This is a genomic window from Leclercia sp. W17 (assembly GCF_003336325.1).
In the GTDB taxonomy this organism is placed as follows: Bacteria; Pseudomonadota; Gammaproteobacteria; order Enterobacterales; family Enterobacteriaceae; genus Enterobacter.
Genome location: NZ_CP031101.1, coordinates 4,753,817 through 4,780,372, shown reverse-complemented (window position 1 = coordinate 4,780,372; position 26,556 = coordinate 4,753,817). Strand labels below are relative to the sequence as shown.

Genomic DNA, 26,556 nt, shown 5'->3' with positions numbered 1-26,556 from the left:
CTTACAGTTCAGCGACAAGTTTGTCCACGATGTCGCTGTTAGCAGCTTCATCCACGGAACGTTCGATGATCTTCTCGGCGCCAGCAACAGCCAGAATCGCGACCTGCTTACGCAGCTCTTCGCGAGCACGTTTACGCTCGGCATCAATTTCTGCCTGCGCTTGTGTCACGATTTTAGTACGTTCCTGTTCTGCTTCAGCTTTCGCTTCGTCCAGGATCTGAGAACGACGTTTGTTCGCCTGCTCGATGATTACCTGGGCTTCCGCTTTCGCTTTTTTCAGCTGGTCGGTCGCGTTGGCCTGTGCAAGGTCCAAATCTTTCTTAGCGCGTTCTGCAGAAGCCAGGCCGTCAGAAATTTCTTTCTGACGTTTTTCGATGGCAGCCATTAAAGGCGGCCATACATACTTCATGCAGAACCAGACAAAGATAACAAACGCGATGGCCTGGCCGAGGATTGTTGCGTTCATGTTCACAGCACAATACCTCTTTAAATTTACAACTGTGGCTTAGGGTTTAAACGACTTACTACGCGACAGCAAACATCACGTACAGACCCAGACCTACAGCGATCATCGGGATAGCATCCACCAGACCCATAACGATAAAGAACTGAGTACGCAGCAGAGGAATCAGATCTGGCTGACGCGCTGCGCCTTCCAGGAATTTACCCCCGAGGATGCCGATACCGATCGCAGCACCGATAGCCGCCAGACCCATCATCACAGCGGCAGCCATGTACAGCAGATCCATATTCAGGTTTTCCATGACAGTCTCCAGTTTGTTTCAGTTAAAACGTAGTAGTGTTGGTAAAGAATCAGTGCTCTTCAGACGCCATCGACAGATAGACGATCGTCAGAACCATGAAGATAAAGGCTTGCAGCGTAATGATCAGGATGTGGAAAATGGCCCACGGCACATTCAGAACCCACTGTGACCACCACGGCAGAAGACCCGCGATCAGAATGAAAATCAGCTCACCCGCATACATGTTGCCGAACAGTCGCAGACCGAGGGAAATCGGTTTGGACAGCAGGCTAACGCCTTCCAGAATCAAGTTGATCGGAATAAACGCCCAGTGGTTGAACGGCTGCAGGGTAAGCTCTTTCACGAAGCCGCCTACACCTTTCATTTTGATGCTGTAGAAAAGAATCAAGATGAATACGCCCAGCGCCATAGACAGGGTGATGTTCACGTCAGCAGACGGCACCACACGCAGCGCAGGCAGTCCGAAGATATGCTCGCCGATAAACGGCAGCAAGTCGATCGGCAGCAGGTCCATCAGGTTCATCAGGAAGACCCAGACAAAGACGGTCAGCGCCAGCGGTGCAATCACCTTGCTCTTACCGTGATACATGTCTTTGACGCTACCGTGAACGAAGCCAATGATCATTTCGATGAACGTCTGGAATTTCCCTGGAACGCCGCTGGTCGCACGTTTCGCAACGCCGCGGAAAATGGCCAGGAACAACAGACCCAGTACCACCGAGAAGAACATGGAGTCGATATTGATCGTCCAGAAGGTGGCTGGGGGGTTATGCGGATCCACCAGCGAGAATGTACGCAGGTCGATCTGAAGGTTGTTCAGATGGTGACCTATGTAATCCTGCGGCGTCATATTTTCTGAAGCCATGATGCCTTTTACCCTTTGTTATTGATTACAGCTGGCGCCAGAATTTGTACCACCAGCACCAAAACCCACGTCACTATCAGCGGCAAAAATACCACTTTAAAAACCGCCAGCGCCACCACCAGGAGGGCAAAGGTCAACAACACCTTACACACTTCGCCGAGGGCGAAGGACCAGGCCATGCGGCCTTTGGCAGGTGTATGCGCCTGATGACGCCAGGCAAAAATCATAAACAACATGTTTGGCACAACCACTGCCAAACCTCCGCTTACCGCAGAGATGCCCCAGAAGGGGTCTTTGAGGCAGAACAGCAATCCACTTGCTATCACCGCCAGAAACTGAATGAACAGAAGCTTACGAGCAACGTTTCGACTCAAGAGCGACACTGATATCACGTTTTTACTCCTGCTCACTTCGAGGTATGTCGCGTGTCGTATAAAACGTTCTTTAAGGCTCAGAGTCAAGCAGCAAAAAGCGGACAAATTATACGGTGCGTCCCCGTGATTTCAAACAATAAGTAGCGAAAAGGTGAATAAATGTTTAAATATTTTTCCCCGGCGCTATTTCTTAACTTTTCGCCAAACAATGAATGGCGCGTCAAAACTGCAAACAACGCGGAAACGTTGACGATAAAGCGTGCACGAGATCACAAATTAGACATTTACGATAAGGTCGAATAAATTAAAGCGGTAAAACGTTATATTTCATCTTTTTGATATTAAAGATTAATTTAAGCAACTATTCTCAAAACAGCCCTGTATACAACAAAAACCTTTTATTGACATTTTTAATAAATATTTAACATTACAATCTGATTACTCTTCCCTACTTTTAGCAAGCTGATATTTTCGGTGTTTATTATCTTTTGGGTTAACTACACGCCCAGGTTAACCCAAAGAAAATCCACAGTAAAAAAGCGGTTAAATTAGCCCTGTTTACTTCTTAGCCTGACGCGTAATTTTTAACATACTAAGAACAGCACAAATTCCACATTTTTTATTATATTTTTAAAAAGATTTTGGCTTAACAATCACCAGATGACGTTCGCCTTCCAGCTGGGGAACGTGCAATTTAATAGCCTCTTCCATCTCAAAACCTTCAGGCATCTGCGCGATTTCTTCTTCCGGCAGCACCCCTTTCAGGGCATAGAAGCGGCCATTTTCCGCAGGCAGGTGCTTACACCAGTCGATCATGTCATTGAGGGAGGCAAAGGCCCGACTGATCACGCCATCAAACGGCGGTTCGGCGGGAAACGCCTCTACCCTACTCTGCACCGGATGAATATTTTCCAGCTTCAGTTCATGCTGAACCTGACGCAGGAAGCGTACGCGCTTGCCCAGGCTGTCCAGCAGCGTGAAATGGCTCTCAGGACGAACGATAGAGAGCGGAATGCCCGGCAGACCCGGTCCCGTTCCCACATCGATAAAACGCTCCCCTTTGAGATGCGGCGCTACCACGATGCTGTCGAGGATGTGACGAATCAGCATCTCGTTCGGATCGCGAACCGAGGTGAGGTTATAGGCCTTGTTCCATTTGTGCAGCATATCGACATACCCCACCAGCTGATTTTTCTGGTGATCGGTGAGCGAAATACCGGCTTGTTCCAGCAGACGAGTGAGTTTGTTGAGCACGGTGAATACCTGTTGAGATAGGTGCTGGCGGGTGGCGCTACGCGAACCCGCCCTACGGAATTCTGTAGGCCCGGTAAGCGCAGCGCCACCGGGCAGTTCTTACAATTAAGCGCTACGGCGCAGCATACCCTGTTTTTTCAGCCACACCAGCAGAATGGAGATGGCCGCAGGCGTGACGCCTGAAATTCGCGATGCCTGGCCGATGGATGACGGCTTATGGTCATTCAGCTTGGCGATCACCTCGTTGGAGAGGCCGTTAACCAGACGGTAATCCAGCGTGGCGGGCAGGATCGTACTCTCGTTACGCTGCTGTTTCTCGATCTCATCCTGCTGACGAGCGATATAGCCTTCGTATTTCACCTGGATTTCGACCTGCTCAGCGGCCTGCACGTCTTCCAGACCCGGCGCAAACGGCGTCATCTGGATCAGCTGCTCGTAGGTCATCTCCGGACGACGGAGCAGATCTTCCCCGCTGGCTTCACGGGAGAGCGGCGCCGACAGGTGAGCATTCACTTCGTCTACGGACTCGGCGGTTGGGTTGACCCAGGTGGTCTTCAGGCGCTGACGTTCACGCTCGATGTTCTCCAGCTTCTCGTTGAAGCGCGCCCAGCGTGCATCATTCACCAGGCCCAGCTCGCGACCGATTTCGGTCAGGCGCAGGTCGGCGTTATCTTCACGCAGCATCAGACGATATTCCGCGCGGGAAGTAAACATGCGGTACGGCTCTTTAGTGCCGAGGGTGCAGAGGTCGTCCACCAGCACGCCCAGGTAAGCCTGAGAACGACCCGGCGCCCAGCCCTCTTTTTCGGCCGAGAAGCGCGCGGCGTTCAGACCAGCCAGCAGCCCCTGAGCGGCAGCCTCTTCGTAACCGGTTGTGCCGTTGATCTGGCCTGCGAAGAACAGACCCTGAATAAATTTGCTCTCCAGGGTTGGCTTCAGGTCACGCGGATCGAAGAAGTCATACTCAATGGCATAGCCCGGACGGACGATCTTCGCATTCTCCATCCCCTGCATGGAACGGACGATCTGCATCTGCACGTCGAAAGGCAGGCTGGTGGAGATACCGTTTGGGTAGATCTCGTTGGAGGTCAGCCCTTCCGGCTCCAGGAAGATCTGGTGCTGGTTACGATCGGCGAAGCGCATCACCTTGTCTTCGATCGACGGGCAGTAGCGTGGGCCGATCCCTTCGATCACACCGGCATACATCGGGCTGCGATCGAGGTTACTGCGGATCACGTCATGAGTTTTCTCGTTAGTGTGCGTGACATAGCACGGCACCTGACGCGGATGTTGATCCACGCTGCCCATGAACGAGAAGACCGGCATCGGGTTATCGCCGTGCTGTTGGGCCAGCACGCTGAAATCAATGGTGCGGGCGTCGATACGCGGTGGCGTACCGGTTTTCAGGCGGCTGACGCGCAGCGGCAGCTCGCGCAGACGGCGTGAAAGGGGAATGGATGGCGGATCGCCAGCACGGCCACCGCTGTAGTTGTCCAGTCCGATGTGAATTTTGCCGTCAAGGAAGGTCCCGACGGTCAGCACGACGGCTTTGGCACGGAACTTCAGACCCATCTGGGTCACAGCGCCAACGACACGATCGTTTTCCACAATCAGATCCTCAACCGCCTGCTGGAAGATCATCAGGTTCGGTTGATTCTCCAGCGCGGTGCGTACGGCCTGGCGGTAGAGCATGCGGTCCGCCTGAGCACGGGTCGCCCGAACGGCGGGGCCTTTGCTCGCGTTTAGTATCCTAAACTGGATACCCGCATGATCGATCGCGGTTGCCATCAGGCCGCCAAGTGCATCCACTTCTTTTACCAGGTGTCCTTTCCCAATGCCGCCAATCGCCGGATTACAGGACATCTGTCCTAGCGTGTCGATATTGTGTGTCAAAAGCAGGGTCTGCTGACCCATTCGCGCCGCGGCCATTGCGGCCTCGGTGCCTGCATGACCCCCGCCAATGATAATGACGTCAAAAGGATCCTGATAAAACATGGTGGTCTGCCTCGCGTAAAGCGGTAAGAAAATGGATTGAAGCCCGGGCCGTGGATTCTACTCAACTTTAGTCGTTCGAGAAAGCACTGGGATCCTGGCTATTAAAAAGAAGATCTTTTTATTTAGAGATCTGTTTTATTGTGATCTCTTATTAGGATCGCGGGTTTCTGTGGATAAGCCGGATCTCCCAAAGAAGATCATGTGCTTAGAGAGGATCGTTTGCTGTGAATGATCGGTGATCCTGTGACGTATAAGCTGGGATCAGATCGCGATGTTATACACAGCACAAAAAGTCATCACGGGTTGTTCTTTGGATAACTACCGGTTGATCCAAGCTTTTAACCAGAGTTATCCACATCCGATCGCACGATCTTTAATCTGTTTTGAGTAAATTTTTCCATTCCGCCAGCCAAAGTTCGGCTGGATCTTCCGGAATATCATGATCGAGGATGTTGATCTTCAGCGTTTCACCGATCTGTTGTGCCCCGCAGGACTTCAGTTCGGTCTCGACCTTCTCAACGGCGCCGCAAAAGGTGTCGTACTCCCGGCTGCCAATACCAATGGCACCAAACCGGACGTTCGTCAGGTCGGGCTGCTGCTCTTTTAACTCTTCATATAAAGGAAGAAGGTTATCCGGAAGATCCCCCGCACCATGGGTGGAGGTGATCAACAGCCAGATCCCATCGAGCTGGAGATCCTCTAATAACGGTCCATGCAGCGTTTCAGTAGAAAAGCCCGCGTCTTCCAGCTTTTCGGCCAGGTGTTCCGCGACATATTCAGCGCCACCAAGGGTGCTGCCGCTAATAAGAGTAATGTCCGCCATTGATCGCTCGCTCAGATAAACAGGGGGACATTGTACGCTGTGAACGAGCTGGGATCTACCTGTGGAAAATGTGGTAATTATTTTGCCCTGTTACGGGCGGATGGTACGCATGATCGGGTTCTGCAGGGAGATCAACGTCTCGGTGGACTGAATTTCATCGATTGTTTGGATCTTGTTGATAAGTACCTGTTGCAGGGCGTCGATCGATCGGCACATCACCTTAATAAAGATGCTGTAGTGGCCGGTGGTGTAGTAGGCCTCGGTCACTTCATCCAGCGCATTCAGCTTTGCCAGCGCCGAGGGGTAGTCTTTGGCGCTCTTGAGGATGATGCCGATAAAGCAGCAGACGTCATACCCCAGCTGTTTCGGACTGACGTCAATATGGGCGCCGGTAATGATCCCCGCCTGTTTCATCTTCTCTACGCGCACGTGAATGGTCCCCGGGCTGACGCCAAACTGTTTTGCCAGTTCTGCGTAGGCAGTACGTGCATTGGCCATCAGCGCCTCGAGAATGCCGCGGTCCAGATTGTCGATCTGATAATTTTCCATAGCTTTTTCTTATGAAGATTAATGAATCACTCTATTTTAGCGGGTAATTTTAGCGATTTAAAAGTGAGTCGGGAGTTTTATTGTTGGATTATTGAAAGGGGCTCTTTTTTGTTGCTTAATCAATGCCAACAGGACGCAGGAGTATAAATAATGAAAACCGCTTACATCGCACAACAACGCCAGATCAGTTTCGTTAAATCCCACTTTTCCCGCCAGCTGGAAGAGAAGCTTGGCCTTATTGAAGTCCAGGCACCGATCTTAAGCCGCGTGGGCGACGGGACGCAGGACAACCTGTCTGGTTGCGAAAAAGCGGTACAGGTGAAAGTGAAAACACTGCCAGATGCCCAGTTCGAAGTGGTTCATTCCCTTGCGAAGTGGAAGCGTCAAACCCTGGGACAACACGACTTCAGCGCGGGCGAAGGGCTTTACACGCACATGAAAGCCCTTCGCCCCGATGAAGACCGTCTTACCGCGATTCACTCTGTTTACGTTGACCAGTGGGACTGGGAACGCGTCATGGGTGATGGCGAACGTCATACCGGTACGCTGAAAGCGACGGTAGAAGCCATTTATGCCGGGATCAAAGCCACCGAAGCGGCGGTCAGCAAAGAGTTTGGTCTGACCCCGTTCCTGCCGGAGACGATCCACTTTGTCCACAGCCAGGAGCTGCTGAGCCGCTTCCCGGATCTCGATGCCAAAGGGCGTGAACGTGCGATCACCAAAGAGTTAGGGGCCGTGTTCCTGATCGGGATCGGCGGCAAGCTGTCTCATGGTCAGCGTCACGATGTACGTGCGCCGGATTATGATGACTGGAGCAGCGAAGGCGAGAGCGGCCTGGCGGGCCTGAACGGCGATATTCTGGTCTGGAACCCGGTGCTGGAAGATGCGTTTGAACTCTCTTCCATGGGGATCCGCGTGGATGCCGAGGCGCTGAAGCGTCAGCTGGCTATTACCGGCGATGAAGATCGTCTTAAGCTGGAGTGGCACCAGGCGCTGCTGCGTGGCGAGATGCCGCAGACCATCGGCGGCGGTATCGGCCAGTCTCGTCTGACCATGTTACTGCTGCAGCTCTCCCATATCGGCCAGGTTCAGTGTGGCGTATGGCCGCAGCAGGTTCGTGACAGCGTCGACGCCCTGCTGTAATTAGCGTTTCCAGCGCCGCAGCAGGCGGCTACGCAACCCGGTATCAAAGCGCCAGATATGATCGAAGATGCGCATGATGCCGGGTTTTCCATGTGTGGACATCGCCACGGCATGAAAACGATGCTGGTGGACCTGCTGCAGCACCTTCACCTTACTCACCACCTCTTCCGGCAGCCGCTGGGCAATAAAGTCTGAAATCACCACCGCGTCGGCGTCATACCACTCGCCGCCCTGCATCCGCTCGATAATGGCACGAAAACAGCTGGCGAGATCGGTACCACCGCGAAAGCGCTGGCTTAAGAAACGGATCGCCTGCTCCAGACCGTGCTGGCCCGAGAGTTCGTAGCCCACTACCTCGCTGGAAAACAGCATGATAAAGCAGCGTCGTCTGTCGGCGAGTGCCACGCGCATCAGGGCCAGACAGAAGGCTTTGGCGCACTGCTCGTTGAATCCTCCCATCGAACCGGAGGTATCCACGCAGACGATAAACGGCCCGCGGGGCTGTTCGTCGAAATCCTGATGCACCGCCGGGCGCTGGCTCACCTTCTCCCGCCAGGCATCGCCTTGCAGACGGTAAGTGAGGAGCTGCTTCTCCACCAGCCGACGGTAAAATTCGTACTCAAGTTCTGTGATGCCGAGGGTCGCCAGCTCTGGCGGCAGCAGGCGCAGAATGTCATCGCTCTGCTGCAGTCCGTCCACCTGCTCCGGCACCGTCGCCGGTTCGCGCACCAGGGTGCGGAAGGTTTCCAGCGGGGCATCCTTTTTTGGCACCGACTTCGCCTCCCGCGAACGGCCCAGCTGCTCCGCCAGCTGCATCAGCTCCGGCTGCTGTGCCAGAAAATCGCCGTAGCGAACGATAAGCTGATGATCCCCCCGCTTGAGCTGACCGGCGCTCATATCCCAGAGGCGACCAGCGGAATTTTCGTTCTCCACCAGTACCGGCTCCAGCGCCCCGGCCAGTGTCATCCGCTCCTGTACTTCGCTGAGCAGCTGTTCGCGCTCCTCTTCCAGTAACTGCTGATTCAGGGAGGTGGCCTGCACCACCAGGCTCAGCCGCCAGCGCTGTAAAAAGAGGGTATGCAGGGCGGGGGTAAAGGTGGCGTTATCCACCGCCAGCTGCCGCGCCTGGCCAGCGAATGGGGAGTGAACCTTGTCCAGCAGGGTTAAAATCTGCGGCAGCTGGACGATCAGCTGGGGCGTGGAGAGTAACTGGCTCTGCTGATAGCACATCACCTCTTCGGTGAGTTCCGGCGGAACGCGGGTATCTTTCAGCCTTTTGCGGAGATTTTCCCGCCAGCGAGGAAGATCGTCGGTGATGGCGGTTTTAAGGCGCGGGAATTTTTCGAAAAAGATCGCCAGCTGCGGCGAGGCCAGCAGGGTCAGGATGATCTCTTCGATCATGCCCTCCTCGCCGACGGCAAGCATGACGTTGAGCGTATCCAGCGTCAGCATTGACGCGCCTGTTTGATCTGCGCGCTCACATCCTGCAGGCTGGCTTCAATCCGCCCCAGCCAGTCGCTGTGGATGAACAGACATTTTTGCTGCTCGCTGAAGCGGGTGTGCTGAAGATGCCACTGGTTATCCAGCGCTTCCAGCTGCTGTTTGATCTCTTCCGGCACGCTTTCCGACGCGGTGCCGGGCAGCGCAAGACGCGATCCCTGTAAACTGACGTCGCGGATCACCAGATGCAGGCTGCCGTCCACTTCCATATTGAGCGGCTGGGCGAAACCAATGCCGTTAAGTTTGCCGCGGATCTCGCCGCCTTTGGTCAGCCACTGCGCCAGCGCTTCCCGCTCGAGAGTGATGTGAATCACCTGCATATCGTGGAGCTTGAGCGGCTGCTGGAGGAGCAGCGTCAGGGTGGTATCACTCAGTTCGGCCGGTAATTCGTAGTGTGGGCGACGGGCGAACATGCCGCTCTGACGGATAACACGCAGGGCGGTTTTGTCGCTCTGCTGTTGCTGAAGCTGAAGGCGGCGCTGGGCAATGGCCCCGAGCTGGTTCAACATCTCCTGCTGTCCCCACGCGTGTCCGGTCATCAATATTTCCAGCTGCTGCTGCATCAGATTCATGCCGCTGGCGTCGTGCCAGAGGCAGTCCTTCAGCAGGATCAGGTCGATTGGCGCCACCGCATCGCGACCGCTGAATAGCGCGCTGGCCTGCAGCAGGCGGATGGCTTTCTTCCAGCGGCGATCGGAGACGTAAGGGGCCCCCGGCAGAGCATCAAGCTGCTGGCGCAGCATAAAGACCAAATCGAACACCGCATCAGGCAGGGTGATTTTACCAATGTCCTGTTGCCACTGCTGATACTCCTCGTCCGTCACCTGTAATGCGGCAGGCACCGGGTTATCGTTTTCATCCTGCTGGCTGGTCAGCAGCGAGCGGAAGTTCGCTTTGTCCTGCACCTTATCGAGCCACAGGCGGATCAGCATACGGTCATACAGGGCTTCGAGGCTGCTGTCGGCTTCGGGCAGTTCGTTGGATGCTGCCACCAACAGGCGCATCGGGATTTTCTCCTCATGCGCGCCGTTGCGGAACCGGCGTTCGTTAATGGCGGTAAGCAGGGTATTCAGGATCGCCGGGCCGGCTTTCCAGATCTCATCGAGAAAGACGATTTCCGCTTCTGGCAGATAGCCGGTGGTTAACCGTTCGTACCGCCCTTCATCTTTTAACGCCTGAATGGAGAGCGGACCGAAGACCTCTTCCGGCGTGGAAAAGCGGGTCATCAGGTACTCAAACGCCCTGGCGTGCTGAAAAGCGAATTTCAGCCTGCGGGCAATCAGGCTTTTTGCGATGCCGGGCGGCCCCAGCAGAAATACGCTTTCGCCGCTCAACGCCGCCAGTAAACAGAGGCGAATGGCGTGGCTACGTTCATAAAGCCCTTTCTCCAGGGCGCCGCTGAGACGGGAAATTCTTTCTGCTAATAAATGAGTGTGAGCCATAATTGTTTTTGCATCCTTTCGCCGTACCCCCGGCTAATTGAAGCGAGTATAGACGTTTCGTTCCGGGCTGGTAATAGACTGAACCACGGTGCTATTTTCTTTGCGCTACGTTAATGAGGTGGCATTTAGGGGTACGATTCTAAGATTAATCGTGCATACTGTGCGCTTTTTGTGGGCCAAGGGACTAAGCACACATTTGTTATTTAAACGAAAAGACTAGTCTATGAGCACTGATAATAAGCAATCATTACCCGCAATTACGCTCGCGGCGATCGGCGTTGTCTACGGTGATATCGGCACCAGCCCGCTTTATACGCTGCGCGAATGTTTGTCCGGTCAGTTTGGATTTGGCGTTGAGCGCGACGCTGTGTTTGGTTTTTTGTCCCTGATCTTCTGGCTGCTGATCCTGGTGGTTTCTGTTAAATATCTCTCCTTCGTTATGCGTGCAGATAACGCCGGTGAAGGTGGGATCCTGACCCTGATGTCGCTTGCCGGGCGCAACACGTCCGCCAGAATGACCTCGTTCCTGGTCATCATCGGCCTGGTGGGAGGCAGCTTCTTCTATGGCGAAGTGGTGATCACCCCCGCTATCTCGGTGCTGTCGGCGATAGAGGGGCTGGAGATTATCGCGCCGCATCTTGATGAGTGGGTTGTCCCGCTGGCCATACTTGTTCTGACCCTGCTGTTTGTGATTCAGAAACACGGTACCGGGCTGGTGGGCAAACTCTTCGCGCCGATTATGCTCTCCTGGTTCCTGATCCTGGCGGCGCTGGGGTTACGCAGCATTATTGCTAACCCGGAAGTGCTGCATGCCCTGAATCCGATGTGGGCAGTGCATTTCTTCCTCGAATACAAAACCGTGTCGTTTATCGCGCTGGGCGCGGTGGTGCTCTCTATTACCGGGGTTGAAGCGCTCTATGCCGATATGGGCCACTTCGGTAAGCTGCCTATTCGCGTGGCCTGGTTTTTAGTGGTACTGCCATCGCTGGTGCTGAACTACTTCGGGCAGGGGGCGCTGCTGCTCAAACACCCGGAAGCGATTAAAAACCCGTTCTTCCTGCTGGCGCCGGACTGGGCGCTGGTGCCGATGCTGATCCTGGCGACGCTGGCGACGGTGATTGCTTCTCAGGCGGTGATTTCCGGCGTCTTCTCCCTGACCCGCCAGGCAGTGCGTCTGGGCTATCTGTCGCCAATGCGTATCATCCATACCTCTGAGATGGAGTCGGGCCAGATCTACATTCCTTTCGTTAACTGGCTGCTTTATGTCGCGGTGGTAATTGTTATCGTCAGCTTCGAGCACTCCAGTAACCTGGCGGCGGCCTACGGTATTGCCGTTACCGGTACGATGGTGCTGACCTCGATCCTCTCTACCACGGTGGCGTACCGGAACTGGCACTGGAATAAATTCCTTGTGGGGATGATTCTGGTCGGCTTCCTCTGTATTGACGTGCCGCTGTTCTCCGCGAACCTCGACAAGATTGTCTCCGGCGGCTGGCTGCCGCTGACGCTGGGTCTGGTGATGTTCATTGTGATGACCACCTGGAAGAGCGAGCGTTTCCGCCTGCTGCGCCGGATGCATGAACACGGTAATTCTCTGGAGGCGATGATTGCCTCGCTGGAGAAATCTCCGCCGGTGCGCGTACCCGGCACAGCGGTCTATATGTCGCGTGCGCTGAACGTGATCCCGTTTGCCCTGATGCACAACCTCAAGCACAACAAAGTGCTGCACGAACGGGTGATCCTGTTGACCCTGCGTACCGAGGATGCGCCCTATGTGCATAACGTCCGCCGGGTGCAGATAGAGCAGCTGTCGCCCACTTTCTGGCGGGTGGTGGCCAGCTACGGCTGGCGTGAAACCCCGAACGTGGAAGAGGTGTTCCACCGCTGCGGTCTGGAGGGTTTAAGCTGCCGGATGATGGAGACCTCGTTCTTTATGTCCCACGAGTCGCTGATCATCGGCAAACGCCCGTGGTATCTGCGCCTGCGTGGGAAGCTCTATCTTATTCTCCAGCGTAACGCCCTGCGCGCGCCTGACCAGTTCGAGATCCCGCCTAACCGCGTGATTGAGCTGGGGACGCAAGTCGAGATTTAATCCCTCCTGAAAATGCCGGGTGGCGCTTCGCTTACCCGGCCTACAAAATCGCTCCCTGACCGCCATAATTGTCTCCCCATTTCACTTAGCGAAACGTTTCGACAACGATCACAAATCTGTTACGTCATGGTGGTTTTCTGCGCATCGGTAAGATAAAACTGATGCCAGCGAAACGTTTCGCTAGTGGAGCAAGAAAATGAAGAAAGGCACGGTACTCAACTCTGAAGTCTCATCGGTCATCTCCCGTCTCGGGCATACCGATACGCTGGTGGTTTGTGATGCGGGTTTACCCATTCCCCACAGCACAACGCGTATTGATCTGGCATTAACGCAGGGCGTACCCACGTTTATGCAGGTGCTGGATGTGGTGACAACCGAGATGCAGGTTGAGGAAGCCATTCTCGCAACGGAAATCAAACAACATAATCCGCAGCTCCACGAAACGTTGCTTGACCATATCAAGCAACTGCAACAATGCCAGGGAAACACCATAAAAATAAGCTACATAACGCACGAGCAGTTCAAGAAAAATACCGCTGACAGCCAGGCGGTGATTCGCAGCGGGGAGTGTTCCCCGTATGCGAATATCATTCTCTGTGCTGGCGTCACCTTCTGAGGCCATCATGGACGCACTCCTGCAACTGAAAGGGATCGATAAATCGTTCCCGGGCGTCAAAGCCCTCTCCGGGGCCGCGCTGAATGTTTACGCCGGGCGCGTGATGGCGCTGGTGGGCGAAAACGGCGCTGGCAAATCCACCATGATGAAAGTGCTGACCGGGATCTATCAACGCGATGCCGGTTCGCTGCTGTGGCTGGGAAAAGAGACCACCTTTAATGGCCCGAAATCTTCTCAGGAAGCCGGGATCGGCATCATCCACCAGGAGCTGAACCTGATCCCGCAGCTCTCCATCGCGGAGAACATCTTCCTGGGGCGTGAGTTTGTTAACCGCTTTGGCAAAATCGACTGGAAACAGATGTATGCCGAAGCCGACAAACTGCTGGCGAAGCTGAATCTGCGCTTTAAGAGCGATCGTCTGGTGGGCGAACTCTCTATCGGCGATCAGCAGATGGTCGAAATCGCCAAGGTCCTGAGTTTCGAATCCCGGGTTATCGTGATGGATGAACCGACCGACGCCCTCACCGATACCGAAACCGACTCCCTGTTCCGTGTGATCCGCGAGCTGAAAGCGCAGGGGCGCGGCATTGTCTATATCTCCCACCGCATGAAAGAGATCTTCGAGATTTGCGATGACGTCACCGTCTTCCGCGACGGGCAGTTTATTGCCGAGCGTGAAGTGGCGACGCTTAATGAAGACACGCTGATTGAGATGATGGTGGGACGTAAGCTGGAAGACCAGTATCCACGTATCGATAAAGCGCCGGGCGAGATCCGCCTGAAGGTCGACAATCTGTGTGGCCCTGGGGTGCATGATGTCAGCTTTACCCTGCGTCAGGGGGAGATCCTCGGCGTGGCCGGGCTGATGGGCGCCGGGCGTACCGAGCTGATGAAGGTGCTGTATGGCGCCAACCCGCGCACCAGCGGCTATGTCACCCTTGATGGTCATGAAGTTGTCACCCGTTCTCCGCAGGATGGCCTGGCGAACGGTATCGTCTATATCTCCGAAGACCGTAAGCGCGATGGCCTGGTACTGGGCATGTCGGTAAAAGAGAACATGTCCTTAACCGCGCTACGCTACTTCAGCCGCAGCGGCGGTGGTCTGAAGCATAAAGACGAGCAGCAGGCGGTCAGCGATTTTATCCGCCTCTTTAATGTTAAAACCCCGTCGATGGAACAGGCTATCGGGCTGCTCTCCGGCGGGAATCAGCAGAAAGTGGCGATTGCCCGCGGGCTGATGACTCGTCCGAAGGTGCTGATCCTTGATGAACCGACGCGCGGCGTGGACGTTGGCGCCAAAAAAGAGATTTACCAGCTCATTAACCAGTTTAAGGCTGACGGGCTAAGCATCATTCTGGTCTCTTCCGAGATGCCAGAGGTATTAGGCATGAGCGATCGCATTATCGTCATGCATGAAGGGCATCTCGGCGGTGAATTCAGTCGCGAGCAGGCCACCCAGGAAATTCTGATGGCTGCCGCTGTGGGCAAGCTTAATCGCGTGGATCAGGAGTAAGAAGATGACTACCCAGGCTGTTTCTGGACGCCGTTATTTCACTAAGGCATGGTTGATGGAACAAAAATCGCTGATTGCCCTGCTGGTGCTGATCGCGATTGTCTCTACCATGAGCCCGAACTTTTTTACCGTTAATAATCTGTTCAACATCCTCCAGCAGACGTCCGTGAACGCCATTATGGCGGTGGGCATGACGTTGGTGATCCTGACCTCGGGTATCGATCTGTCCGTCGGTTCCCTGCTGGCGCTCACCGGCGCGGTTGCTGCTTCAATTGTAGGGATTGAAGTCAACGCGCTGGTGGCCGTTGCAGCGGCGCTGGCGCTGGGTGCGGCTATTGGGGCTGTTACCGGTGTTATTGTGGCGAAAGGTCGAGTTCAGGCGTTTATTGCGACGCTGGTGATGATGCTGCTGCTGCGCGGTGTGACCATGGTTTACACCAACGGCAGTCCGGTTAACACCGGCTTTACCGATAACGCCGATCTGTTTGGCTGGTTCGGTATTGGCCGCCCGCTGGGTATCCCGACGCCGGTCTGGATCATGGGCCTGGTCTTCCTCGCGGCGTGGTACATGTTGCACCACACCCGCCTGGGCCGCTATATCTATGCCCTGGGGGGTAACGAAGCGGCGACCCGTCTGTCCGGTATCAGCGTCAATAAAGTCAAAGTTATCGTCTACTCCCTGAGCGGCCTGCTGGCTTCGCTGGCAGGGATTATCGAAGTGGCGCGTCTCTCGTCTGCGCAACCGACCGCCGGTACGGGTTATGAGCTGGATGCCATCGCCGCGGTCGTGCTGGGCGGCACCAGCCTGGCCGGGGGGAAAGGCCGTATCGTCGGTACGCTGATCGGTGCGCTGATCCTCGGCTTCCTGAATAATGGATTGAATTTGTTAGGTGTTTCTTCCTATTACCAGATGATCGTCAAAGCGGTAGTGATTTTGCTGGCGGTACTGGTAGACAACAAAAAACAGTAACTGACGACACTACAGGACATCTTTGATATGAACATGAAAAAACTGGCTACCCTGGTTTCTGCTGTCGCGCTGAGCGCAACCGTGAGTGCAAACGCCATGGCGAAAGATACCATCGCGCTGGTGGTTTCTACCCTGAACAACCCGTTCTTCGTCTCCCTGAAGGATGGCGCGCAGAAAGAGGCCGACAAACTGGGCTACAACCTGGTGATCCTCGACTCCCAGAACAACCCGGCAAAAGAGCTGGCTAACGTGCAGGACTTAACCGTTCGCGGCACCAAAATTCTGCTGATCAACCCGACCGATTCCGATGCGGTAGGTAACGCAGTGAAGATGGCGAACCAGGCTAACATCCCGGTGATCACCCTTGACCGTCAGGCGAATAAAGGCGACGTGGTGAGCCACATTGCCTCTGACAACGTGCTGGGCGGCAAAATTGCCGGTGACTACATCGCCAAGAAAGCGGGCGAAGGCGCTAAAGTTATCGAACTGCAGGGTATCGCCGGGACTTCCGCAGCGCGTGAGCGTGGCGAAGGCTTCCAGCAGGCGGTTGCTGCCCACAAATTCAACGTACTGGCCAGCCAGCCGGCAGATTTCGACCGTACGAAGGGCCTGAACGTCATGCAGAACCTGCTGACTGCACACCCGGACGTTAAAGCGGTATTCGCACAGAACGATGAAATGGCGCTGGGCGCGCTGCGTGCGCTGCAGACTGCGGGTAAATCTGATGTGATGGTGGTTGGATTTGACGGCACGCCTGATGGTGAAAAAGCGGTAAACGATGGCAAACTGGCTGCGACCATCGCTCAGCTGCCGGAGCAGATCGGCGCCACTGGCGTACAGACTGCTGACAAAGTGCTGAAGGGCGAGAAAGTTCAGGCCAAATACCCTGTTGACCTGAAACTGGTCATCAAGCAGTAATATGCGATTCAGGCAGTCACAGGCTGCCTGAGGGGCAACATATAAAGAAAAGAGTGGCATACGCCACCGGGGCATCCCGGTGGCACTCTCTGATGGACACTTCAACTATGAAAACCGCAGGTAAGCTCGTCGTCCTTGGCAGTATTAATGCCGATCACATTCTTAACCTTGACGCTTTCCCGACACCGGGCGAAACCGTAACGGGTCATCGCTACCAGGTCGCCTTTGGCGGCAAGGGCGCGAACCAGGCGGTCGCTGCCGGACGTAGCGGGGCGAACATCGCCTTTATCGCCTGTACCGGCGATGACGATACCGGGGAACGCGTTCGCCAGCAGCTGGAAAGCGACAACATCGATATTGCGCCAGTGAGCGTGGTGGACGGTGAATCAACCGGCGTGGCGCTGATTTTTGTCAACGGAGAAGGTGAGAATGTCATCGGTATTCATGCGGGGGCAAACGCGGCGCTGATACCTGAGCGAGTGGCGGCGCAACATGCGCTTATTGCCGGTGCCGACGCCCTGCTGATGCAGCTGGAATCCCCGGTAGAAAGCGTGCTGGCGGCAGCGAAAATTGCTCATGAAAATCATACCACTGTCGTACTAAATCCCGCGCCGGCCCGTGTATTATCAGACGAGCTTCTGGCGCTGGTGGACATCATCACCCCCAATGAAACCGAGGCTGAAAAGCTGACGGGCGTTCGCGTTGAAAACGATGAGGATGCGGCTCGCGCGGCGAAAGCCCTGCACGACAAAGGCATCCACACGGTCATCATTACTCTTGGTAGCCGCGGCGTATGGGCCAGCGTTGAGGGAGAAGGGCGTCGCATTCCTAGCTTTAAGGTGAAAGCTGTCGATACCATCGCTGCGGGTGACACCTTTAATGGTGCGCTGGTGACGGCGCTGCTGGAAGGCGAACAACTGGATGACGCAATCCGCTTTGCCCATGCGGCGGCGGCCATTGCGGTGACCCGTCCAGGTGCACAGCCTTCTGTACCATGGCGTAATGAGATCGATGAATTTTTAAGTCAGCAGAGGTAACGCTTGGCCACAATGAAAGATGTCGCCCGCATGGCGGGCGTCTCTACTTCGACGGTCTCCCACGTCATCAATAACGATCGCTTCGTCAGCGACGCGATTCGGGAGAAGGTCGAGGCTGCCGTTAAATCCCTCAATTATGCGCCTTCCGCCCTGGCGCGCAGTCTGAAACTCAACCAGACGCGTACCATTGGCATGCTCATTACGGCCAGTACCAACCCCTTTTACTCTGAGCTGGTGCGCGGCGTTGAGCGCAGCTGTTTTGAGCGTGGCTACAGCCTGGTGTTATGCAATACCGAAGGCGACGAACAGCGCATGAACCGCAATCTGGAAACGTTGATGCAAAAGCGCGTCGACGGATTGCTATTGCTGTGCACCGAAACGCACCAACCCTCTCCCGAGATTATGCAGCGCTACCCCTCCGTTCCTACGGTGATGATGGACTGGGCGCCGTTCGACGGTACCAGCGATCTCATCCAGGATAACTCGTTGCTGGGCGGGGACATGGCGACGCAGCATCTGGTTGATAAAGGCCACACCCGCATCGCCTGTATTACCGGTCCGCTGGATAAAACCCCCGCCCGCCTGCGGCTGGAAGGATTCCTGGTGGCGATGGCGCGTGCCGGTTTGCCGGTGCCTGAGGGCTATCAAATCACCGGTGACTTTGAATTTAGCGGCGGGTTTGAGGCGATGCAGGCCTTACTCGCCCAGAAGGAGCGCCCGCAGGCGGTCTTTATTGGTAACGATGCGATGGCGGTAGGGGCTTACAAGGCGCTTTATCAGGCGGGACTGCGTATCCCGGACGATATCGCCGTGGTGGGATATGACGATATCGAACTGGCGCAGTATATGACGCCGCCGCTCACCACCATTCATCAGCCAAAAGATGAACTGGGCGAGCTGGCGGTTGATGTCTTGATCCACCGTATCGCCCAGCCCGCTCTGCAACAACAGCGGCTGCAGCTTACTCCTGTTCTGATGGAACGGGGGTCTGTTTAGGTTTGTGCCGATCTTTAATAAGGTTACGACCATCCTTCGGTTTTAGCAGCATAAAGACCAGCGCCGAGATCACCGTCAGCACGCCCATGGTGATAAAGGTGGAGTGAAACTGTTCGACAGTATTTGTGCTGTCGAACCCTTCATAAAAACGCAGTACTGCCGCACTTACCGCCACCCCCAGACTGATCGACAGCTGCTGCGTCACCGCCAGCACGCTGTTACCGCCGCTGGCATTCTCGTCATTGAGATCGGCAAGGGTAATGGTGTTCATCGACGTGAACTGGATGGACATCGCCATCCCCAGCACAAACAGCGGCAGGATCAGCATCCATACCGGCAACGCCGCCGACTGCAGTGAGAACTGAGCAATCATCACGCCGATAAATATCGTCACGCCAACCAGCGTCCTGCGGTAGCCCAGCCGGCGCAGCAGTTGCGTCACGCCGGATTTGGCAAGGATCGAGCCCACCGCCGTAGGCGCCATCATGCAGCCCGCAATCAGTGCCGGGTAACCAAACCCGACCTGCAGCATCAGCGGCATCAGGAAGGGAACGCAGCCGGTGCCCAGCCGTGAAGCGATGTTGCCGGCAATACCCACCGAGAAGGTGCGCGTGTTAAACAGCGACAGCGAAATAAGCGGCGTAGGATGGCGACGCGCATGACGGATATAAAGAAGAAAAAGAAGAATGCCGCTGAAAATGATGGAGATAGCCAGCCAGGTCGCCACCACTTTCTCACCGAACAGCTCCATACCGCTGGAAAAGAGCACCAGGCTCAGGCCAAACAGGAAGAACCCGCCCATATCGAATTTGCGCCGTGGGGTGGTGAAGTTCGGCATAAATTTACGGGCATAGAAAAGCCCGGCGATCCCAATCGGGATATTAATGAGGAATATCCAGTGCCAGCTGGCCCAGGTGACCAGCACGCCACCCAGCACCGGGCCGAGGATCGGCCCGACCAGGCCCGGCATGGTGACAAAGTTAAGCACCGGCAACAGTTCGCTGCGCGGATAGGCCCGTAACAGTGCCAGGCGCGCAACCGGCATCATCATCGCGCCGCCTATCCCCTGGATTACCCGGAAGACAACCAGCTCTCCCAGAGAACTGGAGAGTGCGCAGGCCAGCGAGCCCAGCGTAAATAACGTTACCGCCAGCATAAAGACACGGCGGGTGCCGAAGCGATCGGCCAGCCAGCCGCTCACCGGGATCAGCATTGCAACGGTCAGGGTATAACTGATGATGGCCGACTGCATGGCCAGCGGAGAACGGTTCAGGCTTTGGGCTATTGCGGGAAGGGCAGTATTGAGGATGGTCGCATCCAGGGCCTGCATAAAGAAGGCCATTGCCGCTATCCACGGCAGGCCCGCCATACTGCGTGCTTTTTTTACTGTCATTCGAGTTCCTGTTGTTATGGCTACCGTGCTGGTGGGGCAAGCAGCGCCTGGCTGGCTGCCATGGCGCGTGGCCCGTCACTGTCCTGAATGGCATCGACAATGGCCTGGTGTAAATCCAGCTTAACCACTTCATCCTGGGTAATAGAGGTAAAGTAGGTGTGATAGACAGAGTGAAAGAGCGAGGCAAAAGAGGTCAGGAACGGATTACCGCTCATCTCATAGATATGCTCGTGCCAGGCCATATCCACATCTATCCAGCGTTCCCGGTTAAAGTGCTTTTTCAGATGCACCATTTCATCCATCAGAGTATTTAACCGCGCTTTTTGCTCTGCCGTTCCGATCGTTGCGGCCAGCAGGCAGGCTTGCGGCTCCAGGCTACTGCGCATGACAAGGAAGTGATCAATAACCTGCTGGAAGTTATCTTCCGTCATCCACCAGGAGAGCAGCTCCTGATCGAGGAAGTTCCAGTTGCCCTGGGGCATCACGCGCGTACCGATGCGCGGACGGGGCAATACCATCCCTTTCGCGGTTAACGTTTTCACGGCTTCACGAACGGCCGTTCGGCTCACGCCAAACTGTTCTCCCAGTTCCAGTTCACCCGGCAGGATGCTGCCAGGCGTGTAAACACCTGCCAGGATCCGCTGTGCCAGTTTTTCTGCCAGCACATAGGAAAGGTTTTTTTGTGCCGCCAGCTGTTGCGCGCTTAAAGGCATAAAGCATATTCCTTAAATCTTGATGCCAGTAAGTATGCCACCTGTAGGCAGCTTGTGGTGGCGAAAACAGCAATTAGCGCCGTTTCTGGCTAAAAGATGAGGCTTTTGGCGAAAAAAAACACGGTTGATAGATTTTTTTAATTTTACGCTTGTCAGCGCCGAAGAACTCCCTATAATGCGCCTCCACTGACACGGAACAACGGCATGCAAGCCGCCGGGTCAGCGGGGTTCAGCGATGAATACCCGGCAGAGAAAAGCGCGAAATAATCGCTTGACTCTGAATGAGGAAAACGTAATATACGGGACCTCGCAACGGTGAGCGAAAGCCGCGTTGCACTGCTCTTTAACAATTTATCAGACAATCTGTGTGGGCACTCAAAGTGACATGGATTCTTAATGTCCTCGGACAATAAATGAATACCAAGTCTCTGAGTGAACACGTAATTCATTACGAAGTTTAATTCACGAGCATCAAACTTAAATTGAAGAGTTTGATCATGGCTCAGATTGAACGCTGGCGGCAGGCCTAACACATGCAAGTCGAACGGTAGCACAGAGAGCTTGCTCTCGGGTGACGAGTGGCGGACGGGTGAGTAATGTCTGGGAAACTGCCTGATGGAGGGGGATAACTACTGGAAACGGTAGCTAATACCGCATAACGTCGCAAGACCAAAGAGGGGGACCTTCGGGCCTCTTGCCATCGGATGTGCCCAGATGGGATTAGCTAGTAGGTGGGGTAATGGCTCACCTAGGCGACGATCCCTAGCTGGTCTGAGAGGATGACCAGCCACACTGGAACTGAGACACGGTCCAGACTCCTACGGGAGGCAGCAGTGGGGAATATTGCACAATGGGCGCAAGCCTGATGCAGCCATGCCGCGTGTATGAAGAAGGCCTTCGGGTTGTAAAGTACTTTCAGCGAGGAGGAAGGCATTGTGGTTAATAACCACAGTGATTGACGTTACTCGCAGAAGAAGCACCGGCTAACTCCGTGCCAGCAGCCGCGGTAATACGGAGGGTGCAAGCGTTAATCGGAATTACTGGGCGTAAAGCGCACGCAGGCGGTCTGTTAAGTCAGATGTGAAATCCCCGGGCTCAACCTGGGAACTGCATTTGAAACTGGCAGGCTTGAGTCTTGTAGAGGGGGGTAGAATTCCAGGTGTAGCGGTGAAATGCGTAGAGATCTGGAGGAATACCGGTGGCGAAGGCGGCCCCCTGGACAAAGACTGACGCTCAGGTGCGAAAGCGTGGGAGCAAACAGGATTAGATACCCTGGTAGTCCACGCCGTAAACGATGTCGACTTGGAGGTTGTGCCCTTGAGGCGTGGCTTCCGGAGCTAACGCGTTAAGTCGACCGCCTGGGGAGTACGGCCGCAAGGTTAAAACTCAAATGAATTGACGGGGGCCCGCACAAGCGGTGGAGCATGTGGTTTAATTCGATGCAACGCGAAGAACCTTACCTACTCTTGACATCCAGAGAACTTGCCAGAGATGGCTTGGTGCCTTCGGGAACTCTGAGACAGGTGCTGCATGGCTGTCGTCAGCTCGTGTTGTGAAATGTTGGGTTAAGTCCCGCAACGAGCGCAACCCTTATCCTTTGTTGCCAGCGGTCCGGCCGGGAACTCAAAGGAGACTGCCAGTGATAAACTGGAGGAAGGTGGGGATGACGTCAAGTCATCATGGCCCTTACGAGTAGGGCTACACACGTGCTACAATGGCGCATACAAAGAGAAGCGACCTCGCGAGAGCAAGCGGACCTCATAAAGTGCGTCGTAGTCCGGATTGGAGTCTGCAACTCGACTCCATGAAGTCGGAATCGCTAGTAATCGTAGATCAGAATGCTACGGTGAATACGTTCCCGGGCCTTGTACACACCGCCCGTCACACCATGGGAGTGGGTTGCAAAAGAAGTAGGTAGCTTAACCTTCGGGAGGGCGCTTACCACTTTGTGATTCATGACTGGGGTGAAGTCGTAACAAGGTAACCGTAGGGGAACCTGCGGTTGGATCACCTCCTTACCTTAAAGAACCTGCCTTTGTAGTGCTCACACAGATTGTCTGATGAAAATTAGCAGTAAAAAATCTCTGCAGGCTTGTAGCTCAGGTGGTTAGAGCGCACCCCTGATAAGGGTGAGGTCGGTGGTTCAAGTCCACTCAGGCCTACCAAATTTGCGATGCAAATTTGAAGAGATTTGCCACGATGGGGCTATAGCTCAGCTGGGAGAGCGCCTGCCTTGCACGCAGGAGGTCTGCGGTTCGATCCCGCATAGCTCCACCATCTTTACTGCACAACCTGAAAACTTCAGAGTGTACCTGCAAGGGTGCGCTGCGAAGTTTTGCTCTTTAAAAATCTGGATCAAGCTGAAAATTGAAACGACACACTGTGTCTGTTCTCCGTAATAGGAACAGAAATGCGGTGTGTTCGAGTCTCTCAAATTTTCACAACGCGAAGTGAAACAGCTTCGGGTTGTGAGGTTAAGCGACTAAGCGTACACGGTGGATGCCCTGGCAGTCAGAGGCGATGAAGGACGTGCTAATCTGCGAAAAGCGCCGGCGAGGTGATATGAACCCTTGACCCGGCGATGTCCGAATGGGGAAACCCAGTGTGATTCGTCACACTATCGTTAGCTGAATACATAGGTTAACGAGGCGAACCGGGGAACTGAAACATCTAAGTACCCCGAGGAAAAGAAATCAACCGAGATTCCCCCAGTAGCGGCGAGCGAACGGGGAGCAGCCCGGAGTCTGAATCAGCTTGTGTGTTAGTGGAAGCGTCTGGAAAGTCGCAGGGTACAGGGTGATACTCCCGTACACGAAAGCACACTTGCTGTGAACTCGAAGAGTAGGGCGGGACACGTGGTATCCTGTCTGAATATGGGGGGACCATCCTCCAAGGCTAAATACTCCTGACTGACCGATAGTGAACCAGTACCGTGAGGGAAAGGCGAAAAGAACCCCGGCGAGGGGAGTGAAAAAGAACCTGAAACCGTGTACGTACAAGCAGTGGGAGCACCTTCGGGTGTGACTGCGTACCTTTTGTATAATGGGTCAGCGACTTATATTCTGTAGCAAGGTTAACCGTATAGGGGAGCCGAAGGGAAACCGAGTCTTAACTGGGCGTTAAGTTGCAGGGTATAGACCCGAAACCCGGTGATCTAGCCATGGGCAGGTTGAAGGTTGGGTAACACTAACTGGAGGACCGAACCGACTAATGTTGAAAAATTAGCGGATGACCTGTGGCTGGGGTGAAAGGCCAATCAAACCGGGAGATAGCTGGTTCTCCCGAAAGCTATTTAGGTAGCGCCTCGTGAATTCATCTCCGGGGTAGAGCACTGTTTCGGCTAGGGGGCCATCCCGGCTTACCAACCCGATGCAAACTGCGAATACCGGAGAATGTTATCACGGGAGACACACGGCGGGTGCTAACGTCCGTCGTGAAGAGGGAAACAACCCAGACCGCCAGCTAAGGTCCCAAAGTCATGGTTAAGTGGGAAACGATGTGGGAAGGCACAGACAGCCAGGATGTTGGCTTAGAAGCAGCCATCATTTAAAGAAAGCGTAATAGCTCACTGGTCGAGTCGGCCTGCGCGGAAGATGTAACGGGGCTAAACCATGCACCGAAGCTGCGGCAGCGACACTATGTGTTGTTGGGTAGGGGAGCGTTCTGTAAGCCTGCGAAGGTGTGCCGTGAGGCATGCTGGAGGTATCAGAAGTGCGAATGCTGACATAAGTAACGATAAAGCGGGTGAAAAGCCCGCTCGCCGGAAGACCAAGGGTTCCTGTCCAACGTTAATCGGGGCAGGGTGAGTCGACCCCTAAGGCGAGGCCGAAAGGCGTAGTCGATGGGAAACAGGTTAATATTCCTGTACTCGGTGTTACTGCGAAGGGGGACGGAGAAGGCTATGTTGGCCGGGCGACGGTTGTCCCGGTTTAAGCATGTAGGCGGAGGTTCCAGGTAAATCCGGTACCTTTTAACGCTGAGGTGTGATGACGAGGCACTACGGTGCTGAAGCAACAAATGCCCTGCTTCCAGGAAAAGCCTCTAAGCATCAGGTAACATCAAATCGTACCCCAAACCGACACAGGTGGTCAGGTAGAGAATACCAAGGCGCTTGAGAGAACTCGGGTGAAGGAACTAGGCAAAATGGTGCCGTAACTTCGGGAGAAGGCACGCTGATATGTAGGTGAAGCCCCTGCGGGTGGAGCTGAAATCAGTCGAAGATACCAGCTGGCTGCAACTGTTTATTAAAAACACAGCACTGTGCAAACACGAAAGTGGACGTATACGGTGTGACGCCTGCCCGGTGCCGGAAGGTTAATTGATGGGGTTAGCGGCAACGCGAAGCTCTTGATCGAAGCCCCGGTAAACGGCGGCCGTAACTATAACGGTCCTAAGGTAGCGAAATTCCTTGTCGGGTAAGTTCCGACCTGCACGAATGGCGTAATGATGGCCAGGCTGTCTCCACCCGAGACTCAGTGAAATTGAAATCGCTGTGAAGATGCAGTGTACCCGCGGCAAGACGGAAAGACCCCGTGAACCTTTACTATAGCTTGACACTGAACACTGGTCCTTGATGTGTAGGATAGGTGGGAGGCTTTGAAGTGTGGACGCCAGTCTGCATGGAGCCGTCCTTGAAATACCACCCTTTAATGGCTGGTGTTCTAACGTGGACCCGTAATCCGGGTTGCGGACAGTGTCTGGTGGGTAGTTTGACTGGGGCGGTCTCCTCCTAAAGAGTAACGGAGGAGCACGAAGGTCAGCTAATCCTGGTCGGACATCAGGAGGTTAGTGCAATGGCATAAGCTGGCTTGACTGCGAGAGTGACGGCTCGAGCAGGTGCGAAAGCAGGTCATAGTGATCCGGTGGTTCTGAATGGAAGGGCCATCGCTCAACGGATAAAAGGTACTCCGGGATAACAGGCTGATACCGCCCAAGAGTTCATATCGACGGCGGTGTTTGGCACCTCGATGTCGGCTCATCACATCCTGGGGCTGAAGTAGGTCCCAAGGGTATGGCTGTTCGCCATTTAAAGTGGTACGCGAGCTGGGTTTAGAACGTCGTGAGACAGTTCGGTCCCTATCTGCCGTGGGCGCTGGAGAATTGAGGGGGGCTGCTCCTAGTACGAGAGGACCGGAGTGGACGCATCACTGGTGTTCGGGTTGTCATGCCAATGGCACTGCCCGGTAGCTAAATGCGGAAGAGATAAGTGCTGAAAGCATCTAAGCACGAAACTTGCCCCGAGATGAGTTCTCCCTGACTCCTTGAGAGTCCTGAAGGAACGTTGAAGACGACGACGTTGATAGGCCGGGTGTGTAAGCGCAGCGATGCGTTGAGCTAACCGGTACTAATGAACCGTGAGGCTTAACCTTACAACGCCGAAGCTGTTTCGGTGGGTTTGAGAGATTTTCAGCTGATACAGATTACAGAATTTGCCTGGCGGCTGTAGCGCGGTGGTCCCACCTGACCCCATGCCGAACTCAGAAGTGAAACGCCGTAGCGCCGATGGTAGTGTGGGGCCTCCCCATGCGAGAGTAGGGAACTGCCAGGCATCAAACAAGCCGAAAGCCCGTCCGCAAGGACGGGCTTTTTGCGTTGGGCG

20 protein-coding genes, 2 tRNA genes and 3 rRNA genes are annotated in these 26,556 nt (G+C 54.8%); 13 read left to right on the top strand and 12 right to left on the bottom strand.

The features are described from left to right. Position 1 precedes the first annotated feature (1 nt). From atpF to asnC, 8 genes are all read right to left on the bottom strand, one after another. A complete protein-coding gene (atpF, locus tag DVA44_RS23630) occupies positions 2-472 on the bottom strand; it encodes a F0F1 ATP synthase subunit B (RefSeq protein WP_032615498.1) in 471 nt (156 codons plus the stop codon). A 52-nt stretch (positions 473-524) separates the two neighbouring features. Further along, positions 525-764, bottom strand: a complete 240-nt coding sequence (atpE, locus tag DVA44_RS23625) for a F0F1 ATP synthase subunit C (RefSeq protein ID WP_000429386.1) — start codon at positions 762-764, stop codon at positions 525-527. Positions 765-813: 49 nt separating this feature from the next. Then, positions 814-1,629 (bottom strand): F0F1 ATP synthase subunit A, encoded by an 816-nt coding sequence (gene atpB, locus DVA44_RS23620; RefSeq protein ID WP_040077702.1) that lies wholly within the window; start codon positions 1,627-1,629, stop codon positions 814-816. An 8-nt stretch (positions 1,630-1,637) separates the two neighbouring features. After that, complete coding sequence (atpI, locus tag DVA44_RS23615; RefSeq protein ID WP_103824374.1) at positions 1,638-2,018, bottom strand: F0F1 ATP synthase subunit I; 381 nt, start codon at positions 2,016-2,018, stop codon at positions 1,638-1,640. A 615-nt stretch (positions 2,019-2,633) separates the two neighbouring features. After that, entirely contained in the window at positions 2,634-3,257 is a 624-nt protein-coding gene (gene rsmG, locus DVA44_RS23610) for a 16S rRNA (guanine(527)-N(7))-methyltransferase RsmG (protein WP_103824231.1), read from the bottom strand. A 105-nt stretch (positions 3,258-3,362) separates the two neighbouring features. Next, a complete protein-coding gene (gene mnmG, locus DVA44_RS23605; RefSeq protein WP_114388342.1) occupies positions 3,363-5,252 on the bottom strand; it encodes a tRNA uridine-5-carboxymethylaminomethyl(34) synthesis enzyme MnmG in 1,890 nt (629 codons plus the stop codon). Between the two features lie 373 nt (positions 5,253-5,625). Further along, a complete protein-coding gene (gene mioC / locus DVA44_RS23600) occupies positions 5,626-6,075 on the bottom strand; it encodes an FMN-binding protein MioC (RefSeq protein WP_103177602.1) in 450 nt (149 codons plus the stop codon). A 90-nt stretch (positions 6,076-6,165) separates the two neighbouring features. Continuing rightward, positions 6,166-6,624, bottom strand: coding sequence for a transcriptional regulator AsnC (gene asnC, locus DVA44_RS23595; protein WP_032615488.1), 459 nt, complete (start codon positions 6,622-6,624; stop codon positions 6,166-6,168). A gap of 150 nt (positions 6,625-6,774) precedes the next feature. Between asnC and asnA the strand changes: the two genes are divergently transcribed. Then, entirely contained in the window at positions 6,775-7,767 is a 993-nt protein-coding gene (asnA, locus tag DVA44_RS23590; RefSeq protein WP_114388341.1) for an aspartate--ammonia ligase, read from the top strand. Here the strand turns inward: asnA and viaA are convergent, their stop codons facing one another. Then, positions 7,768-9,219, bottom strand: coding sequence for an ATPase RavA stimulator ViaA (gene viaA, locus DVA44_RS23585; protein WP_114316330.1), 1,452 nt, complete (start codon positions 9,217-9,219; stop codon positions 7,768-7,770). Further along, positions 9,213-10,709: an ATPase RavA gene (gene ravA / locus DVA44_RS23580; protein ID WP_114388340.1), complete on the bottom strand. Its 1,497-nt coding sequence runs from the start codon at positions 10,707-10,709 to the stop codon at positions 9,213-9,215. Before ravA ends, viaA begins: the two co-directional genes overlap by 7 nt. A 223-nt stretch (positions 10,710-10,932) precedes the next feature. Here ravA and kup point away from each other — a divergent pair, with 223 nt between their 5' ends. From kup to rbsR, 7 genes are all read left to right on the top strand, one after another. Continuing rightward, entirely contained in the window at positions 10,933-12,801 is a 1,869-nt protein-coding gene (kup, locus tag DVA44_RS23575; protein ID WP_103177598.1) for a low affinity potassium transporter Kup, read from the top strand. 196 nt (positions 12,802-12,997) lie between these two features. After that, positions 12,998-13,417, top strand: a complete 420-nt coding sequence (rbsD, locus tag DVA44_RS23570) for a D-ribose pyranase (RefSeq protein WP_114316332.1) — start codon at positions 12,998-13,000, stop codon at positions 13,415-13,417. 7 nt (positions 13,418-13,424) lie between these two features. Beyond that, on the top strand, positions 13,425-14,930 hold the full coding sequence (gene rbsA, locus DVA44_RS23565; RefSeq protein ID WP_103824224.1) for a ribose ABC transporter ATP-binding protein RbsA: 1,506 nt from the start codon (positions 13,425-13,427) through the stop codon (positions 14,928-14,930). A 4-nt stretch (positions 14,931-14,934) separates the two neighbouring features. Beyond that, positions 14,935-15,900 (top strand): ribose ABC transporter permease, encoded by a 966-nt coding sequence (gene rbsC / locus DVA44_RS23560; protein WP_103177595.1) that lies wholly within the window; start codon positions 14,935-14,937, stop codon positions 15,898-15,900. A 27-nt stretch (positions 15,901-15,927) separates the two neighbouring features. Beyond that, complete coding sequence (rbsB, locus tag DVA44_RS23555; RefSeq protein WP_114316334.1) at positions 15,928-16,818, top strand: ribose ABC transporter substrate-binding protein RbsB; 891 nt, start codon at positions 15,928-15,930, stop codon at positions 16,816-16,818. Positions 16,819-16,925: 107 nt separating this feature from the next. Continuing rightward, positions 16,926-17,855, top strand: coding sequence for a ribokinase (gene rbsK / locus DVA44_RS23550; protein WP_114388339.1), 930 nt, complete (start codon positions 16,926-16,928; stop codon positions 17,853-17,855). A 3-nt stretch (positions 17,856-17,858) separates the two neighbouring features. Further along, the gene (rbsR, locus tag DVA44_RS23545) at positions 17,859-18,851 is read left to right on the top strand and encodes a ribose operon transcriptional repressor RbsR (RefSeq protein ID WP_114388338.1); all 993 of its coding nucleotides are present in this window, start codon (positions 17,859-17,861) and stop codon (positions 18,849-18,851) included. Here rbsR and mdtD read toward each other — a convergent pair. Both mdtD and DVA44_RS23535 read right to left on the bottom strand, forming a co-directional pair. Continuing rightward, positions 18,817-20,244 carry a multidrug transporter subunit MdtD gene (mdtD, locus tag DVA44_RS23540; RefSeq protein ID WP_114388337.1) on the bottom strand — a complete coding sequence of 476 codons (1,428 nt, stop codon included), beginning with the start codon at positions 20,242-20,244 and terminating at the stop codon, positions 18,817-18,819. The genes rbsR and mdtD overlap by 35 nt on opposite strands. Positions 20,245-20,264: 20 nt before the next feature. After that, entirely contained in the window at positions 20,265-20,957 is a 693-nt protein-coding gene (locus DVA44_RS23535; protein ID WP_103824219.1) for a FadR/GntR family transcriptional regulator, read from the bottom strand. A gap of 479 nt (positions 20,958-21,436) precedes the next feature. Here DVA44_RS23535 and DVA44_RS23525 point away from each other — a divergent pair. The 5 genes from DVA44_RS23525 to rrf all read left to right on the top strand — a co-directional run bounded on the left by DVA44_RS23525 (position 21,437) and on the right by rrf (position 26,505). After that, positions 21,437-22,975 (top strand): 16S ribosomal RNA (locus tag DVA44_RS23525). Positions 22,976-23,045: 70 nt separating this feature from the next. Beyond that, a tRNA-Ile gene (locus DVA44_RS23520) sits at positions 23,046-23,122 on the top strand. 36 nt (positions 23,123-23,158) lie between these two features. Further along, positions 23,159-23,234, top strand: a tRNA-Ala gene (locus DVA44_RS23515). A 195-nt stretch (positions 23,235-23,429) separates the two neighbouring features. After that, positions 23,430-26,326 (top strand): 23S ribosomal RNA (locus tag DVA44_RS23510). Positions 26,327-26,389: 63 nt separating this feature from the next. Then, positions 26,390-26,505: ribosomal RNA gene (gene rrf / locus DVA44_RS23505) — 5S ribosomal RNA — on the top strand. Together the 16S, 23S and 5S rRNA genes with 2 tRNA genes alongside form the textbook arrangement of a ribosomal RNA operon. The last annotated feature ends 51 nt before the right edge of the window (positions 26,506-26,556 follow it).

What these genes read in the sequence shown, in the direction of transcription:
- rbsK (WP_114388339.1), top strand. Translation starts at nt 16,926, where the DNA reads ATGAAAACCGCAGGTAAGCTCGTCGTCCTTGGCAGTATTAATGCCGAT.
- mioC (WP_103177602.1), bottom strand. Translation starts at nt 6,075, where the DNA reads ATGGCGGACATTACTCTTATTAGCGGCAGCACCCTTGGTGGCGCTGAA.
- rbsA (WP_103824224.1), top strand. Translation starts at nt 13,425, where the DNA reads ATGGACGCACTCCTGCAACTGAAAGGGATCGATAAATCGTTCCCGGGC.
- atpE (WP_000429386.1), bottom strand. Translation starts at nt 764, where the DNA reads ATGGAAAACCTGAATATGGATCTGCTGTACATGGCTGCCGCTGTGATG.
- mdtD (WP_114388337.1), bottom strand. Translation starts at nt 20,244, where the DNA reads ATGACAGTAAAAAAAGCACGCAGTATGGCGGGCCTGCCGTGGATAGCG.
- ravA (WP_114388340.1), bottom strand. Translation starts at nt 10,709, where the DNA reads ATGGCTCACACTCATTTATTAGCAGAAAGAATTTCCCGTCTCAGCGGC.
- rbsC (WP_103177595.1), top strand. Translation starts at nt 14,935, where the DNA reads ATGACTACCCAGGCTGTTTCTGGACGCCGTTATTTCACTAAGGCATGG.
- asnC (WP_032615488.1), bottom strand. Translation starts at nt 6,624, where the DNA reads ATGGAAAATTATCAGATCGACAATCTGGACCGCGGCATTCTCGAGGCG.
- rbsB (WP_114316334.1), top strand. Translation starts at nt 15,928, where the DNA reads ATGAACATGAAAAAACTGGCTACCCTGGTTTCTGCTGTCGCGCTGAGC.
- mnmG (WP_114388342.1), bottom strand. Translation starts at nt 5,252, where the DNA reads ATGTTTTATCAGGATCCTTTTGACGTCATTATCATTGGCGGGGGTCAT.
- atpB (WP_040077702.1), bottom strand. Translation starts at nt 1,629, where the DNA reads ATGGCTTCAGAAAATATGACGCCGCAGGATTACATAGGTCACCATCTG.
- asnA (WP_114388341.1), top strand. Translation starts at nt 6,775, where the DNA reads ATGAAAACCGCTTACATCGCACAACAACGCCAGATCAGTTTCGTTAAA.
- kup (WP_103177598.1), top strand. Translation starts at nt 10,933, where the DNA reads ATGAGCACTGATAATAAGCAATCATTACCCGCAATTACGCTCGCGGCG.
- viaA (WP_114316330.1), bottom strand. Translation starts at nt 9,219, where the DNA reads ATGCTGACGCTGGATACGCTCAACGTCATGCTTGCCGTCGGCGAGGAG.
- DVA44_RS23535 (WP_103824219.1), bottom strand. Translation starts at nt 20,957, where the DNA reads ATGCCTTTAAGCGCGCAACAGCTGGCGGCACAAAAAAACCTTTCCTAT.
- rbsD (WP_114316332.1), top strand. Translation starts at nt 12,998, where the DNA reads ATGAAGAAAGGCACGGTACTCAACTCTGAAGTCTCATCGGTCATCTCC.